This is a genomic window from Pelagibacterium halotolerans B2, from assembly GCF_000230555.1.
GTDB lineage: Bacteria > Pseudomonadota > Alphaproteobacteria > Rhizobiales > Devosiaceae > Pelagibacterium > Pelagibacterium halotolerans.
This window is the reverse complement of record NC_016078.1, coordinates 1-15,536: the sequence shown is the minus strand read 5'-3', so window position 1 is coordinate 15,536 and position 15,536 is coordinate 1. Positions and strand designations below refer to the sequence as shown.

14 protein-coding genes are annotated in these 15,536 nt (G+C 61.2%); 6 read left to right on the top strand and 8 right to left on the bottom strand.

The window, feature by feature from the left end; genetic code table 11:
* Window positions 1-4: 4 nt before the first annotated feature.
* The 3 genes from KKY_RS00070 (at window position 5) to KKY_RS00060 (ending at window position 2,468) form a co-directional block, all read left to right on the top strand.
* The gene (locus tag KKY_RS00070; RefSeq protein ID WP_139305061.1) at window positions 5-1,501 is read left to right on the top strand and encodes a coiled-coil domain-containing protein; all 1,497 of its coding nucleotides are present in this window, start codon (window positions 5-7) and stop codon (window positions 1,499-1,501) included.
* Window positions 1,502-1,607: 106 nt separating this feature from the next.
* Window positions 1,608-1,955, top strand: a complete 348-nt coding sequence (locus KKY_RS00065) for an ArsR/SmtB family transcription factor (RefSeq protein WP_014129213.1) — start codon at window positions 1,608-1,610, stop codon at window positions 1,953-1,955.
* Window positions 1,956-1,970: 15 nt separating this feature from the next.
* Window positions 1,971-2,468, top strand: a complete 498-nt coding sequence (locus KKY_RS00060; protein ID WP_014129212.1) for an SRPBCC domain-containing protein — start codon at window positions 1,971-1,973, stop codon at window positions 2,466-2,468.
* A 219-nt stretch (window positions 2,469-2,687) separates the two neighbouring features.
* Here the strand turns inward: KKY_RS00060 and KKY_RS00055 are convergent, their stop codons facing one another.
* From KKY_RS00055 to KKY_RS00045, 3 genes are read right to left on the bottom strand one after another with little or no spacing between them, the layout of a single operon-like run.
* Window positions 2,688-3,725, bottom strand: coding sequence for a histidine kinase dimerization/phosphoacceptor domain -containing protein (locus KKY_RS00055; RefSeq protein ID WP_014129211.1), 1,038 nt, complete (start codon window positions 3,723-3,725; stop codon window positions 2,688-2,690).
* A 5-nt stretch (window positions 3,726-3,730) separates the two neighbouring features.
* Entirely contained in the window at window positions 3,731-4,174 is a 444-nt protein-coding gene (locus KKY_RS00050; RefSeq protein ID WP_014129210.1) for a response regulator, read from the bottom strand.
* Window positions 4,175-4,176: 2 nt separating this feature from the next.
* Window positions 4,177-5,670 (bottom strand): sensor histidine kinase, encoded by a 1,494-nt coding sequence (locus tag KKY_RS00045; RefSeq protein ID WP_014129209.1) that lies wholly within the window; start codon window positions 5,668-5,670, stop codon window positions 4,177-4,179.
* Between the two features lie 137 nt (window positions 5,671-5,807).
* On the opposite strand from KKY_RS00045, the gene KKY_RS20760 reads away from it, so the two are divergent.
* Window positions 5,808-7,238 (top strand): DnaJ domain-containing protein, encoded by a 1,431-nt coding sequence (locus tag KKY_RS20760; protein ID WP_014129207.1) that lies wholly within the window; start codon window positions 5,808-5,810, stop codon window positions 7,236-7,238.
* Window positions 7,239-7,359: 121 nt separating this feature from the next.
* Window positions 7,360-9,360, top strand: a complete 2,001-nt coding sequence (locus KKY_RS00035; RefSeq protein ID WP_014129206.1) for a BCCT family transporter — start codon at window positions 7,360-7,362, stop codon at window positions 9,358-9,360.
* A 35-nt stretch (window positions 9,361-9,395) separates the two neighbouring features.
* On the opposite strand, the gene KKY_RS00030 is transcribed toward KKY_RS00035, so the two are convergent.
* Genes KKY_RS00030 through KKY_RS00010 form a run of 5 tightly spaced genes read right to left on the bottom strand, consistent with a single transcriptional unit; the run spans window position 9,396 to window position 14,797 of the window.
* Window positions 9,396-9,833 (bottom strand): GNAT family N-acetyltransferase, encoded by a 438-nt coding sequence (locus KKY_RS00030; RefSeq protein ID WP_014129205.1) that lies wholly within the window; start codon window positions 9,831-9,833, stop codon window positions 9,396-9,398.
* Window positions 9,833-11,647 (bottom strand): phosphogluconate dehydratase, encoded by a 1,815-nt coding sequence (edd, locus tag KKY_RS00025; RefSeq protein WP_014129204.1) that lies wholly within the window; start codon window positions 11,645-11,647, stop codon window positions 9,833-9,835. Before edd ends, KKY_RS00030 begins: the two co-directional genes overlap by 1 nt.
* A gap of 51 nt (window positions 11,648-11,698) precedes the next feature.
* Window positions 11,699-12,397, bottom strand: coding sequence for a 6-phosphogluconolactonase (gene pgl, locus KKY_RS00020; RefSeq protein WP_014129203.1), 699 nt, complete (start codon window positions 12,395-12,397; stop codon window positions 11,699-11,701).
* 18 nt (window positions 12,398-12,415) lie between these two features.
* Window positions 12,416-13,897, bottom strand: coding sequence for a glucose-6-phosphate dehydrogenase (gene zwf / locus KKY_RS00015; RefSeq protein ID WP_014129202.1), 1,482 nt, complete (start codon window positions 13,895-13,897; stop codon window positions 12,416-12,418).
* A gap of 24 nt (window positions 13,898-13,921) precedes the next feature.
* On the bottom strand, window positions 13,922-14,797 hold the full coding sequence (locus KKY_RS00010; RefSeq protein ID WP_014129201.1) for a glucosamine kinase nucleotide-binding domain-containing protein: 876 nt from the start codon (window positions 14,795-14,797) through the stop codon (window positions 13,922-13,924).
* Window positions 14,798-14,964: 167 nt separating this feature from the next.
* Between KKY_RS00010 and cobU the strand changes: the two genes are divergently transcribed.
* Window positions 14,965-15,495: a bifunctional adenosylcobinamide kinase/adenosylcobinamide-phosphate guanylyltransferase gene (gene cobU, locus KKY_RS00005; protein WP_014129200.1), complete on the top strand. Its 531-nt coding sequence runs from the start codon at window positions 14,965-14,967 to the stop codon at window positions 15,493-15,495.
* Window positions 15,496-15,536: the final 41 nt, after the last annotated feature.

Sequence of the window (15,536 nt, the reverse complement as noted above, 5' to 3'; positions counted from 1 at the left end):
ACCAATGAGTGTAAGCGGACCTCAGGCCATGCGAGCGCTCGACGACGCGTTGCGCGACATAAGACGTGAGGAAGACGAGATCACCAAGCGCATCGCGCGGGCCAATGAGCGCGTGGGAAAATTGCGCGAGACCGAACTGGGGCAATTGCGGGCGCTGGCAGCCGTTCGGCTTTCACCCGAGGTTCAGAGCGAATTGGCCGGAACGCTCGGCCGGGCGGAGACCTCGGCGCGCGAGATGCTCAAGGGTCATGCTGCCGCCATGGCGGACATGGAAAAGGCTTTGGACGACAAGGAAGCCGACCTGGCAAAGCTCACCGCCGAGCGTCAGGAACTGCTGGAAAATATTCAGACATGGCAGGCCGAAATCGATGCGCTGGGTGAGCCCGTCAGGGCAGCGCTGGAAAATGATGCGGCCTATGGCGCGCTAATTGCCGAGCGCGCCGAGACCGAGAAGGTCGCCACCGAAGCCGACCGCAAGGCCGATATGGCCGAGACCGACCGTGAGGAAAAGGGTAAGCCCTATCGCGACGACCCGCTGTTTTCTTATCTTTGGGAGCGTGGATACGGAACAGGCGCCTACAAGGCCGGTAACATAACGCGCATGCTCGACGATTGGGTGGCCCGGCTTGTCGGCTTTGCCAATGCTCGTCCCAACTATGCCATGCTGATCGCCATACCCGACCGGCTGCGCGAGCATGCCGAAAGGTTGGCGTCCGATGTCGATGCGCTGGACGACAAAGTCGCCGCCCGCCAAAGCGCTGCGCTCGACGCCGCGGGCGGAGGAAAGGCACGCAGCAATCTGGAGAACGCGCAGACGCGAGTGGCGGCCATCGACACGGAGTTGCTGGCCATCGAGGATGCACGCGAAGACCTGACGAAAAAACAAAAGCAGATTGCCGACGGCGGCGATCCGGCATTTGCCAAGGCCGTGGACATGCTTGCCGAGGCGATCAGCGGCACCGGTATCGAGAAACTTCTGGCCGAGGCGCAGGCGACGCGTACTCAAGAAGATGACGCCATTGTGGTGCGACTTGAGGAAACGCGGCGGCGCATTGTCGAAGAACAACTCGAGCTTGACGATGAACGCGCCCGGCTCAAGGTGCTCGAAGCGCGCAGACGCGAACTTGAGGATATCGAGTTCGAGTTCAAGAAATCGCGTTACGACGATCCGCGCTCCCGGTTCGGAAACGAGAAACTGGTCGGCGATCTTCTCACCGAATTCCTCAAAGGCGGGATGACCGCAGCGGCCTATTGGGGGCAATGGCGTGATTCCCAGGACTGGACCGGCACTTCGGGTCCGATCGTGCCAACGTCACGGCCGCGGTCGTCCCGGTCGAAAGGCGGGTTTTCCCTGCCGCCGGGAGGCTTTTCGCCACGGCCGCCTTCGGGCGGCAATTGGGGCGGGTTCTCGCGGCCTCGTGGCGGCGGTTTCGGCGGCGGCGGTTTCAAAACCGGGGGCGGGTTCAAGGGCGGCGGATTCAAGACCGGCGGCGGCTTCTGATCTTTTCATAACGGTCCAGCACTCGAGTGCCCTGCAACCGAGCGCTTGACATATTCCGGCTTCGCTATTATTCAACTAATTAGTTTACAACTAAATGGTTGAATACATGCCAGCCACCGATCCGCTTAGCCAGGTTTTTGGCGCCCTTGCCGATCCCACACGCCGCGCCATCCTGGCCCGGCTCTCACTGGGTGAAGCCAGCGTCGGGGAGTTGGCCGCGCCGCATGAGATGAGCCTTGCTGCGGTTTCCAAGCACATCAAGGTACTCGAAAGCGCGGGACTGATCGGGCGCAAGAAGGATGCCCAGTTCAGCTACTGCACGCTGGTGGCCAGCCCGCTCAAGGATTTGCAGGGGTGGCTCGATGCCTATCGGAAATTCTGGGACGACAATCTCGACCAGTTCGAAGCCTATCTCGCCGAGCTTCAGCGCGGCGACCCCAGTTCCAAACAATAATCGAGGATCAATTTAATGAACGACACAGTCATCGACCTCCCGGACGACAAGCCGATCATCACGTTCACCCGGACATTCAAGGCGCCCCGTGCGCTGGTCTGGAAGGCCTATACCGAACGCGAGCACGTCGCGCGGTGGTGGGGACCGAGATCCATCGGACCCGTCGAGATCCTGGAACATGATTTCAGGCCCGGCGGAAGCTGGCGCTATGTGCAGGATGTGCGGGATGCGGGCCAGGTGACCTTTTTTGGCCGGTTCATCGAGATCGATGCGCCCGAGAGCTATGTGAACACGTTCGGATTTGAAGGCCCGTTCGGATCGACTGAAGGCAATGAGGGACGCGAGACCCAGAGGTTCGAGGACCTTGGCGAGATAACCCGCTATACCGGCACGTCCCATTTCGACGATTTCGCCAGCCGCGACGCCGTCGCCGCCTCGGGCATGGAAAGCGGCGCGCGCGAGCAGATTGAGCAGTTCGCGAACTATGTCGCAGAAATGGAAAAAGGCGATTGAACCGAACGTGCGGGCCCATTGCCCCGACGACGCTCTTAGAGCCGTTCAGGATTTGATTGAATCAAATCCTTGGCTCTAACCTTTTGTTTTGTCGCGTGTCCGAACCGCAAAACCGTTCCCACTTTTGCTGGACACGCTCTAAGTCCTTGTTTTGGCGCGCTTCCGAACCGGATAAGTGGTGCCCACTTATCCTGGAAGCGCGCTAGCGCTGGCTGGGCATCATATCTCGATCTGCAGGCGAGCCCGGGTGCCCTGAGGCACCTCGTCATAGGCCAGCGTTGCGCCGAGCCCGGTCGCCGTAGCGGCAATGACACGAGACCCGACACCGGTCCCGTGAATCTTGCCTTCACCCGTCCAGCCCACCCCGTCATCCTCCACCACGATCTCACATGTGCCCGGTTCGATCTGGCTTGCCCTGACGCGAATTTCGCCGACCTCACGGTCGCGATAGGCATATTTGGCCGCATTGGTGACCAGCTCGTTGACAATAACGCCAACCGAAACCGCCTTATCGGTGGGAATGCGAATGGGCTCGGCCACCAATTTGATGTCTGCGGCGGCCCCGTCGAGGCTCATGGATATCTGGATTTCGCTGGCCAGATTGCCCAGATAGGCGTCGATTTCGACGAACCGCACGTCGTCGGTGGTGTAGAGGCGCTTGTGGATGCCGGCGATGGCCGAGATGCGCCCCTGGGTCTCGGCGAGGGCCTCTTTCGCCGCTGGGTCGGCAACGGCGGAAGCCTGCAGTCTGACCAGAGCCGCGACCAGCGCCAGCGAATTGGCGACACGGTGATTGACCTCGGCAAGGGCCAGTTCGGCACGTTCCTTGGCGGCGCGCAGCTCGCGCTCGGCCTGCTCGCGCGCCTTGCGCAGGCGCGAGGTGGTTATGGCCTGTTCGATCGCATTGCTCAAAAGCTCGATGAAGTCCTCGCCGACCGTCTTGAGAACATAGTCGGCCGCGCCCGCCTTTAGCGCGGCAACGGCAATTGCCGCCTCTGTCGAGCCGGTGACATAGACAACCGGCGGCGCTTCATCGCTTGCCGCAACCTGTTCCAGCATCCCCAGCCCGGTACCATCGGCCAGATAGTGATCGAGCACCAGAACATCGATATCGCCCTCGCCGAGCCGTTCGAACCCCTTTTCGGAGCAGGTGACATGGATAATCTCGCGCCCCAACCGGCCCAGAACTTTCTGGACCAGCCGCCCGAGAGCAGGGTCGTCATCGACATAGAGAATCTTGGCAGGTCTGTTCGGCATGTGGGCTAGGCGGTCTCCGGAACCTGCATGACCGAAAAGAACATGCCCAACTGGCGGATGGCGTTGGCAAAGCCATCGTAATCGACCGGCTTGGTGATATAGACATTGGCCCCCAGATCGTAGCAACGCTGAATCTCGCGCTCATCGTCGGTGGTGGTCAGCACGACGACCGGCGTGCGCCGTGTATGGGGGTTCGCCTTGACCTTTTCGAGGATGGAAACCCCCGTCATGTCAGGCAGGTTGAGGTCGAGAAGGATCAGGTAATGACGGTGGGTGCTTACCGTGCCGCTGCCATCCTGTCCGAACAGGTAGGCGAGGGCATCGGTGCCGTTCACGAATGGGATGATCTCGTTGTTCACACCGGCGCGGCGGATGTTCTTTTCGATCAGACGGGCGTGACCATCGTCGTCCTCTATCATAAGGATGGTGACAGGTTTGGCGTCGGTCATTGTCAGTCCTTGCTTTTGGCTATAGCGCGCAGATCGGGCGCCACGGTCACTGTAAATGTGGTCCCATGATCGGGATTGGATTGCAATTGGATATCACCGCCAAGGTTGCGGGCCATTATCCGCACATGGGCGAGCCCGATACCCTCTCCGGGGACATTCTGATTGCCGGATCGCCGGAACAGTTCAAACACGCGGTCATGGTCTTCGGCTGAAATTCCGCGGCCGTTGTCGACAACATCGATCACGATGCGGCCGTCGCGTTCCTGCCGGCCCTCGATGGTGATGGCGATGGGGCGCTCTGGATGCCTGTACTTTATGGCATTGTCGAGAAGGTTGCCCAAAATCTGTTCGAGCGCCAGCCGGTCGGAAAACACCGGTGGCGTTGAAACTTTTACCACGACATCGCCATCGGTTTGCGCAACCTGATGGCGAACAGCCGATACCGTAGACTCAACGAGCGCTTCGAGATCGATGCGCTCGGCCCTGAGCTCCCTCCGGCCCTCGCGGGAAATCTTGAGAATGGCGTTGATCAGGCCATCCATCTTTTTGGTCGAGGAACGGATGAACCCGATGGCCTCTGGCAGATCGTCAGCCGCTGTCTGGCGTGCTTCGACGAGGATGGGATCGTCGGGATTGTCCGGATGACTTTCGAGAAGGGCATTGATGGGACCCAGAGACGCTTCGAGTTCGGAGGTAAAGCCCATGATGTTGACCAGAGGTGCACGCAAATCATGGGTGACGATATAGGCGAAGCGCTGAACCTCCTCATTGGCGCGCATCAGATCGCGGGTGCGCTCGCCGACCCTGGCCTCGAGATCACGGTTAAGGGTTTCGACCTCGGCGCGCGCGGTATCGATCTCTCGGGTGTAGCGCAACACCAGCCACGCGGCGCCTCCGACGACAGCAATGATGACCAGCGCGCCGATGATGGCAATGATGCGGAGCGCCCCAACCGCGCCGCGCTGTTCCATGACGCCATTGAAGGTCCTCTCGTCGGCAGCAAAGACGATGGCGTCGAGGAGCGTGCGCATGCGCTCCATGGTGATTTCACCCTGGTCAGTGCGCACCAAACCCAGGGCCGACTGAAGATCGCCCTGCCGGGCCAGATCGAGCGTCCTGTCCATCTCGGCCAATTTGGTTTCGATATCGGTACCCATCTGCGCCATGGGTTGCTCCGCTTCGGGGTAGGGCAAGAGCAGTTGGTCGAGCAGTTCGTAGGCGGGGACGATGCGATCGACGACCTCACGATAGGGCTCGAGGTAGCGATCATCGAGGGTAAGCAGGTAGCCGCGCTGGCTCGACTGGGCGCTCTGGAGCAGATTGCGCAGATCAACGGCGGCTGTGCGTGCCGCGCGGGCTTCGGTTACTTCGTCGAAATGGGCCCGGTTGCGCTCGACCAGCCAGATCGTGGTACCGACAATGCCGATCAATGCGAGCAGGCCGACGATAATGAGCGCAAGGCTGGACCGGGCGAAGCCCTTTGACGATATTGGCATATTCGGTGGTGAGGCCCGGCAATAAAAGCGTCGAATTTCACTTTTGCCGGAAAATTGAACCGAACACAAGCAGCGGGGTCTGCCCGGCCTTGCAGGGCGCGGCGGAGCGGCCCATATTCAGGGAGAAAGGAGAGGACGTGGCCGAAAAGACCCCGACAAAAGCTTCCAACACCCCTCCGACCGCAGATCGCGCATCGCATGCGGAGGTCGCCGATTTCGTTGCCAAGGTGGGCGCCATGAGCGCTGCGAAGACGACGAACGCGGATGAACGCGGCCGCCTGTTGTTTGCCATGGACGCCACAATGAGCCGCCAGCCGACGTGGGACCTGGCGTGCCAGTTGCAGGGGGAAATGTTTGAAACGGTAGCCAAGACGGGCGGCCTTGACGTTCAACTCATCTATTTCCGTGGCTTTGGGGAATGCCGGGCCTCGCGCTGGGTTTCCGATGCACGGGGGCTGGCAGAACTGATGACGGGCATAGACTGCCGGGGTGGCCATACGCAGATCTCCAAGGTGCTGGCCCACGCCCGAAACGAGCACAACAAGAAAAAGATAAATGCTGTCGTCTATGTCGGCGATGCCATGGAAGAAGATATCGACAAACTGGCCCAGAAGGCGGGAGAGCTGGGGCTGCTTGGCTGCCCGATATTCCTGTTTCAGGAAGGGCACGACCCGATGGCGCAGACCGCGTTCAAGGAGTTCGCGCGGCTGACCAAGGGTGCCTATGCACGGTTCAACGCCGGTGCGGCAGCCCGCCTGTGCCAGTGGCGGGCGAGCCGCGCTCAAGCTCCAGCAGGGCGGGACGGCAAAGCTGCTGCTCGAACAGCTTTCATGATCTGGTTCGTCCTTGCCGGCGCGGTGGCGCTGATCGCCCTTTATCTCTATTCGCTCTTTGTGCGGGGCGAGATCCGGCAATTGGTGCGCGCGCTGCGCTGGGTCGTGGGTGGCGGACTCGTCGCCGGTGCGGCGTTGCTTGGCCTGCGTGGGCAGATGCTTTTGGCCAGTTTCATGGCGGCGGGCGGGCTGGGCGTCCTGATGCGGGGACGGCTGGGCCCGATCGATTTCGGGGCCGGCATGTCGAGCCCCAATAATGTTTCGAGCGTTTCTTCAGCCTATCTCGACATGAAGCTCGAGCACGAAACGGGCTCGGTTTACGGCACCGTGCGAGCGGGGCATTTTGCCGGGCGCGCATTGGCTGACCTTTCGGCAGAAGAATGCTGGGCGTTCTATGACGAAGTGGGTGATGATCCGGACTCGCTGGCGCTTTTCAAAAGCTGGCTCGATGCCAATCGCGCCGGGTGGCGCGACTATTTCGCGAGTGAGTTCGGCATGGAAACCGGCGATGAGGAAGCCGAGGCTTCCCACACGGCGCCCGGCGTAAGCGGGCTGGAGGAAGCCTATGAGGTGCTGGGGCTGGAACCGGGCGCCGGTGCCGCGGCGATCAAAGCGGCACATCGCAAACTGATGAAAAAGGTTCATCCCGATACGGGCGGCTCGGCGTTTCTGGCCGCCAAGATCAACCAGGCCAAGGACCTGCTGCTCAAGGAGACGGCGTCGCGGAAGCCATGAGGGAAACCGCGTTGTTTTCCACAGGCGGTTGTAACACCGCCACGCACTGATAGACTTTGCTCAATTTAATCGCCTCAGGCTGATGTTGTCCGGCGGCCTGAACAAGAAATGAGTGGGGTTCATGTTTTCGGGTTTCGTCATCAATCCACCGGTCTTTTTCGGCGCCATTGTCGTTATTGCCGTCTTCCTTTTGATCGGGGTTGTAATGCCCGATCAGGCAGCAAATATCTTTTCGGCTTTGCAGGCCGGTATTCTTGGCAATTTCGGCTGGCTGTACCTGCTGTCGGTGGGCATTTTTCTGGCGTCGGTGCTGCTGTTCTCGCTGGGGCGCTTCGGATCGCTCAAGCTGGGGCCCGACGATGCGACGCCGGACTTCAAATATCTCTCCTGGATAGCGATGCTGTTTGCGGCCGGTATGGGGATCGGGCTGATGTTTTATGCCGTCGGCGAACCGATGACCCATTTTTATGCCCCGCCGACCGCTGAGCCGGGCAGCGTCGCGGCGATGCGCGAATCGATGGCGGTAACCTTTTTTCACTGGGGCATCCACGCCTGGGCGATCTATGCCGTGGTGGGGCTGTCGCTGGCCTATTTCGGCTATCGCTACAATCTGCCCCTGACCATACGGTCCGGGCTCTACCCGCTGCTCAAGGGCCGGATCAACGGACCGATCGGGCACGCGGTCGACATATTTGCCATTGTGGGCACCATGTTTGGAATTGCCACCTCGCTGGGGCTTGGGGTCAATCAGATCAATGCCGGGCTCAACTATCTGATCGGTCTGCCGATCGGGCCGCAGGTGCAGGTACCGCTGATCGCGATCATCACGACGCTGGCAACCGTCTCGGTGGTCACGGGACTCGACAAAGGCGTGCGGATCCTTTCAGAAACCAATCTGATCGTGGCCGTTCTGTTGATGGTGTTCGTTCTGGTCGTGGGACCGACAGCGGATCTCCTCAGGGATTTTGTCCAAAATATCGGGCTCTATCTCGATACGCTGCTGTTGCGGACCTTCAACATCTATGCCTATGAACCCACGCCCTGGATCGATAGCTGGACGCTGTTCTACTGGGCCTGGTGGATTTCGTGGTCTCCGTTCGTGGGCATGTTCATCGCGCGCATTTCGCGCGGGCGTACGGTGCGCGAATTCATTGTCGCGGTGCTGTTCATCCCGGCCGGCTTCACCTTTTTCTGGATGACGGTTTTCGGCAACACTGCGATGTTTGTGGACACGGGCGTGGCAGCCGGAGAACTGGGTGTGGCGGTCGCCAACGACGTGGCGGTGGGACTGTTCCAGTTCTTCACCTATCTGCCGCTCCCCGCAGTCACCTCGACGCTGGCGGTCATTCTCGTTGCGGTATTTTTCATTACCTCCTCGGATTCGGGTTCGCTGGTGGTGGACACAATCGCGGCTGGCGGGGAAACGGAAACCTCGACCGCGCAGCGCATCTTCTGGTGCGTCATGGAGGGCGTTGTGGCGGCCGGGCTGTTGCTGGCAGGTGGACTCGGTGCGCTGCAATCGGCGACCATCGCAAGCGCCCTGCCCTTCACATTCGTGATGCTGGCACTGGTGTGGTCCCTTTATGTCGGCATGCGGGCCGACCTTGCCCAACAGGACGCGCAAGCGGCCTCACCCCATTCCGGACCTGCCCACCCAGCCTCAGGCCTGACCTGGCAGAGGAGGCTGGCTCTGATGCTCAAGGCGCCGACGCTCAAGGAGGTTACGGCCTTCATCTGCGGCGAGGCCAAGGCAGCACTCGAACAAGTGCGGGACGAATTGGCAAAACGCGGTTGGGAGGCGCATCTGGAGGAGGACGAGGCCGCCGGGACCATCGCGCTGGTGGCACCGTCCGAAGCTGTACGCAACTTCGTTTATGGCTTGCAGAGCGCCGAACAGCGTCTGGCGGTATTTACGGCCTTTGAAGCCAGCCGCCCCGAAGTGCGCCACGAGGCAAGGACCTATTTCTCGGATGGTTCGAAAGGCTATGATGTGATGGGGATGACGCGCGAGCAGCTTATCGCGGACGTTCTGGTCCAGTTCGAGCGCTATCTGGCTCTGGTCCAGATGCCGGCCTCCCAGCTTGTCACCGCAGCCCCAGAGCACAGCGTCGGGGCAAGCTAAGACAGTCCGGAGAGGGAAACACCCTCCCCGGTCGTTCAGTAGTTCTTCATCCCGAGATGAGGAATGCCTGCGTCCATGAACTGGTCCCCAAAGGCGACGAACCCGAGGCGGGCGTAAAAGCCCGTCTTGTCGGACTGGCTTTCGAGATAGCAGCGCGGCTGACCGTTTTCGCCCGCCACCTGCACCGCGAACGCGATGAGCCGGGCGCCGAGCCCTTTTCCGCGATGGGACGCCGCGATCGCTACGCGGCCGATCTTGGCATGCTCGGGCTTGAACAGGATGCGGGCTACGGCAACGACGCTGCCCTCCATGATGCCCACAATGTGGGTGGCCGTCATGTCGTCGGCATCGTGTTCGAGTTCCTCGGGCACGCACTGCTCGATGACAAACACCTCCCGGCGCAGGGCAAAGCCGAGATTGCACAGCGGCGAAAAGACAGGGACCGCGAGCAGCGTAAAGTCGTGTTGCGCCATCAGGCGAAAACGCTCGCGCCGCGATCGGCAGCGCCCACGAGTTGCCGGAACCCGGCGAACAATTCGCGGCCCATGCCGTAATGCTGATCGGTCAAATCCTCGGTTGCGACCGGGCGGGATGCAAATTCTTCTGCGTCGCCGAGAAATTCAAGCGTTCCCATTTCGGCGTCGAGGCGCAGCAGGTCGCCATCCCTGACCTTGGCAATGGGCCCGCCATCGGCGGCTTCGGGGGTCATGTGGATGGCGGCGGGCACCTTGCCCGAGGCGCCCGACATGCGTCCGTCGGTGACCAGCGCAACCTTGATGCCCCGATCCTGGAGGATGCCGAGCGCCGGGGTGAGCTTGTGCAGTTCGGGCATGCCGATGGCCCTGGGACCCTGGAAGCGGATGACGGCGATAAAATCGGAGGTCAATTCGCCGGCCTTGAAGGCGTCCTGCAGGCCCTGCTGGGAGTGAAAGACCCGCGCCGGCGCCTGGACGAGGCGGTTTTCGGCCTTGACGGCGGAGATCTTGATGACCGATTTGCCCAGATTGCCCGAGAGCAGTTTCAACCCGCCGGACTTGGCGAAGGGCTCGCTGGCCACGGTCAGCACCTTGGGGTTGCCGCTCTGGGCAGGCGCCGGCTCAAAGGTCAGCTCTTCTTCGATGTAGCGCGGCTCTTTGGTGTAGGCGTCGAGCCCCTTGCCCCAGACGGTGGTCACATCGTCATGGAGATAGCCCGCGTCGCGCAGTTCGCGGATGAGGAACCCCATGCCGCCGGCCGCGTGGAAATGGTTCACGTCGGCCAGACCGTTGGGATAGACGCGCGCCAGAAGCGGGACGACGTCGGAGAGGACGGACATGTCTTCCCAGGTGATTTTCAAACCCGCCGCGTTGGCCATGGCGACAAGGTGCATTGTGTGATTGGTCGAGCCGCCCGTGGCGAGCAGGCCGACCAGGCCGTTGACTATGGATTTTTCGTCAATGACGTGACCGGCGGGAGTATATTGATTGCCCTGCGCGGTGATGGCCAGCGCGCGTTTGGTTGCGGCTTTGGTCAGCGCGTCCCGCAGAGGCGTGCCGGGATTGACAAAGCTGGCGCCGGGCAGGTGCAGGCCCATGATTTCCATGAGCATCTGGTTGGAATTGGCGGTGCCGTAAAAGGTGCAGGTGCCCGGGCCATGATAGGATCTGGATTCGGCCTCGAGCAGTTCGTCGCGGCCGACCTTGCCTTCCATATAGAGTTGGCGGACGCGGGCCTTTTCATCGTTGGGCAAGCCGGTGGTCATGGGGCCGGCGGGGATAAAAATGGCAGGCAGGTGCCCGAAGGTGAGGGCCGAAATCACGAGGCCGGGGACGATCTTGTCGCAGATGCCGAGAAAAACCGCAGCGTCGAACATATTGTGGGACAGGCCGACAGCAGCGGCCATTGCAATCACATCGCGCGAAAACAGCGAGAGATCCATGCCGAGCTGACCCTGGGTCACACCATCGCACATGGCGGGCACGCCGCCCGCGACCTGGGCGACACCACCAGCCTCGCGCGCTGCTTCGCGGATGATGGCGGGATAGGTTTCGTAGGGCTGGTGGGCCGAGAGCATGTCGTTATAGGCGGTGATGATGCCCAGATTGAGGGCCTGATCGCCGGCCAGTTGCGCCTTGTCGGAGGGACCGCAGGCGGCAAAGCCGTGAGCAAGATTGCCGCAGGAAAGCGCTGAGCGATAAACGCCTTGGGCGCGCGCCTTGTCGAGCCGATCGAGATAGGTGCGGCGCGACGCTTCCGAGCGCCGCGTTATGGCGTCGGTCACGTCCTTGATTGTGGTCTTTACGGTCATGGTCGCCTCCTTAGCGAGGATGAAGGAGGTGACCCTGGGTCTGGTTTGGCCTCAGGGACACCAGAAGAGGGAAACGGGAATATGGTTTTGTGAAAGGACGGCGCGCACCGGCATGGATTCGACCGGACCGGTCTGGAGCGCCTTGTCGAGCACCTGGGCCTTTTCATCGCCTTCGATGTGAAGATAGAGGGCGCGCGTGTCGAGAAGGCGCGGCAGTGTGAAGGTGACGCGCGGTTCGCCAGCGCCGGGGGCATTGATGGCGATGAGCGGACCCTCGGCATTGAGCGCGCCCTGAAGCGTGTCGCCGCCGGGAAAGAACGAGGCGGTGTGCCCGTCATTGCCCATGCCAAGGATCACCGCATCAAAGGGCATGGGCAGGCAATCGAGAGCGGCGTTGGACTTTGCGATGCCCGCCGCGTCGGGCTCGGGCGTGCCAGCGTAAAGCGGCACAAAGGCAGCGACGGAGGCGGGACCGGCCAGAAGATTTTCCTTTACCAGCCGCGCATTCGACCGTTCCGAATTTTCGTCCACCCAGCGCTCGTCGACAAGGGTTACCGCTATATTTTCCCAGTCGAGATCGTCGCGCGCACCGAGCACCTGGAAAAAGCGCCTTGGCGTCGAGCCGCCCGAGACCGCAAGCGATGCCACTCCGCGCTGATCGAGTCCCGCGTTCAAATTTTGGGCCACAGCGTCGGCAAGGGCCTCGGCCAGCCGATCCTTTGTCGAAAAGACGTTGCGCTCGATGGTCATTGTATTCTCCAGACTGGTTCAGGCGTCGCCTTCGTGCCAGGTGCGTCCATCGCGTTCGATGAGCGCAACTGAGGCAGTCGGCCCCCATGTTCCCGCAGTATAGGTCTGGGGGGCATCTGACGCATTGTCCCAGGCCTGACGGATCGGATCGATCCAGCGCCATGCGGCCTCAAGCTCGTCGCGGCGCATGAACAGGGTCTGGTTGCCACGGATGACGTCCATCAAAAGCCGTTCATAGGCTTCGGGGGTGCGTTCGGAGAAGGTTTCGGCAAAGGAAAGGTTGAGCGGCACTTCGCGCAGGCGCATGCCGCCGGGACCGGGATCCTTGATCATCAGGAACAGTTTTACACCCTCGTCGGGCTGCAGGCGCAGGACGAGCTTATTGGGCTTGGGGGCACCTTCGGCGTGATCGAAGATCGAATGGGGGATGGCGCGGAACTGGATGACGATTTCCGAAACCCGCGAGGGCAGGCGCTTGCCGGTGCGCAGATAAAAGGGCACGCCGGACCAGCGCCAGTTTTCGACCTCGGCCTTGATCGCCACGAAGGTCTCTGTTTTCGAGCCCTTCTTGTCCTCGGGCAATTCGTCCTGATAGGAGGTGACCGAACCGCCATTGACCGCGCCGCCCTTGTATTGCCCGCGTACGGTGCATTTGGAGACATTGTCGCCGGTGATGGGCTTTAGCGACCGCAGAACCTTGAGCTTTTCGTCGCGCAGGGCGTTGGCATCGTCGGACGCCGGGGGCTCCATGGCGACGAGGCACAAAAGCTGCATCATATGGTTCTGGACCATATCCCGCAGGGCGCCGGAATCGTCATAATAACCACGCGTGCCGGCGCCGACATCCTCGGCCACGGTGATCTGGACGTGGTCGATATGGGCGGCGTCCCAGATGGGCTCGAACAGGATGTTGCCGAAGCGTAGGGCCAGCAGGTTCTGGACGGTTTCCTTACCGAGATAGTGATCGATGCGGTAAACCTGATCTTCGGCGAAGACCTCGGAGATCGCGTCGTTGATTTCCATCGAGGATTCGAGGTCGTGCCCCAAGGGCTTTTCGACAACGACGCGGGCATCGCGGCGCCAATAGCCCTTGTTGTCGAGATAATCGCAGATGGGTCCGAACAGCGAGGGGGCCACGGCGAGATAAAAGGCGCGTTCGATCTCGGGATCGGCGCGCAGGGCCTTTTCGAGATCGGCCCAGCCGTCCTTGTCGGTCACATCGTTGGCGATATAGGAAAAGCACGAGATGAACCGGGCGATCACATCCTTGTGCTGATCGACCTTATCGACAAATTCAGTGACCGCGTCGCGGGCGAATTTCTGGAAATCTGCGTCAGACAGCGCCGAACGCGATACGCCGATAATGCGCGAGCGCTCATCGAACTGACCATCGGCAAAGCGATGATAAAGCGCCGGGATCAGTTTGCGCCGGGTCAGATCACCCGTAGCGCCGAACACCACATAATCGAATGGCTGGACCGGAATAATGCGTGCGGACAAGGACGAGCCTCCGTCATTAACAAATTAGCGAGCGGCGTTCTGGCGGGCCAGGATCACCGCTCCATGCAGCGGTTCTGCGCGGGGCAAGGAAACGTAATCGCCGTAGCGGATTTGAAGCAAAGGCATGAGCCTTTGGCCAAAGCCCCCGACAATGGCGAGTCTGTCTGCACCACAGGATTTGAAGTAAGACACATAGCGATCGATATAGCCAAGCTCGATTTCCATCAGCTCGGCGGCGACGGGATCGCCTTTTTCGAAATATTCGATGAAAAGCGGCATCAGCGCACCGTAATCGGCCGGCTGGCGGCTATCGAAGCTCCAGGCCATGACGGCGTTGAGATCGCCACCAAGCTGGGCGATGACGGCATCGGTCAAAGGCGAGGTATCGACGAGCCCGTCGGTGGCCTCGACGGCATAACGGACGAGTTCGCGGCCCAGAATGGCGCCCGACATCTGATCGCCGATGTGAAAGCCCCAGCCGCCGACCTGAAAGCGCTCACCATTGACCAGCGCCATGCCGGCCGAACCGGTGCCCACGATGATGACAGCACCGTCCTCGCCCTCATGGGCGCCGGCGCGGGCGATATCGATATCGTCATAGACGGTGACATGGGCGAAGGGCCATGGGCGCAAAGCGAAAGCCTCGCGTGCCGAAGGCAGCCGCGCGCCGGCCATGCCAAAGCACGCCTCGGTGTTGGCGGTTTCCCCATAATCGAGCCCGGCCAGGGCAAACACCTGCCTCGTGCCTTCCTGAATGGACGCATAGGCCGGATCGCCACCTTCGAGCTGGAGATTGGAGCGGCCGCCGCGGGCTTCGGCGAGCGTTTGAAGATTGGCATCGGCGAGGCGGATGCGGCAATTGGTGCCGCCGCCATCAACGCCGAGGAAGTATTTGGGCACGATCGGATCAGCTCCCCGTTTTCGCGGCGGACCATACTGCGCTTGCGCATAGGACGAAAGTATTATGAGGTCAAATCGTAAATCGGCCCGATGGAGCGATCAGGCTGGTTGAAGAGCTGAACGGGCACGGCCATTTTGGCAGGACACAGACTGCGGAGGGCATAAATTTGGCTGATCACATCCTGGTTCTGGGCGGAACGCGTTCGGGCAAGACGGCGCTGGCCGAGCGGATCGCCCTGCGATCCAGCACCTCGCCCGCCTATCTGGCCACTGCCGAGGCGCTGGACGATGAAATGATCGAGCGGGTTTCGGCGCACCAGCGGGCCCGCGAGGGGCGGTTTGCCACCATCGAGGAGCCGCTGGAGTTGCCGCAGGCGTTGTTTGCGGCGGCGCAGGCCCATGATGTGATTCTGGTCGATTGCCTGACGTTGTGGATCACCAATCTTTTGAGCATGGAGCGCGATGTGGCCGAAGAGGTCGATCTGCTGGTCGAAGTGCTTGAAAACATTACCGACACTCAGGTGATTCTGGTGTCCAACGAGGTGGGGCTGGGGATCGTGCCCGACAATGCGCTGGCGCGGACGTTCCGGGATCTCACGGGGGCGGCGCATCAGGAATTGGCGGGGATTTGCGAGCACGTCTATTTCGTGGTGGCGGGGCTGCCCATGGTGGTCAAGGGCAAGGCGCCGGTGCTTTAGAGCCGTTCAGGATTTGATTGAATCAAATCCTTGGCTCTAAG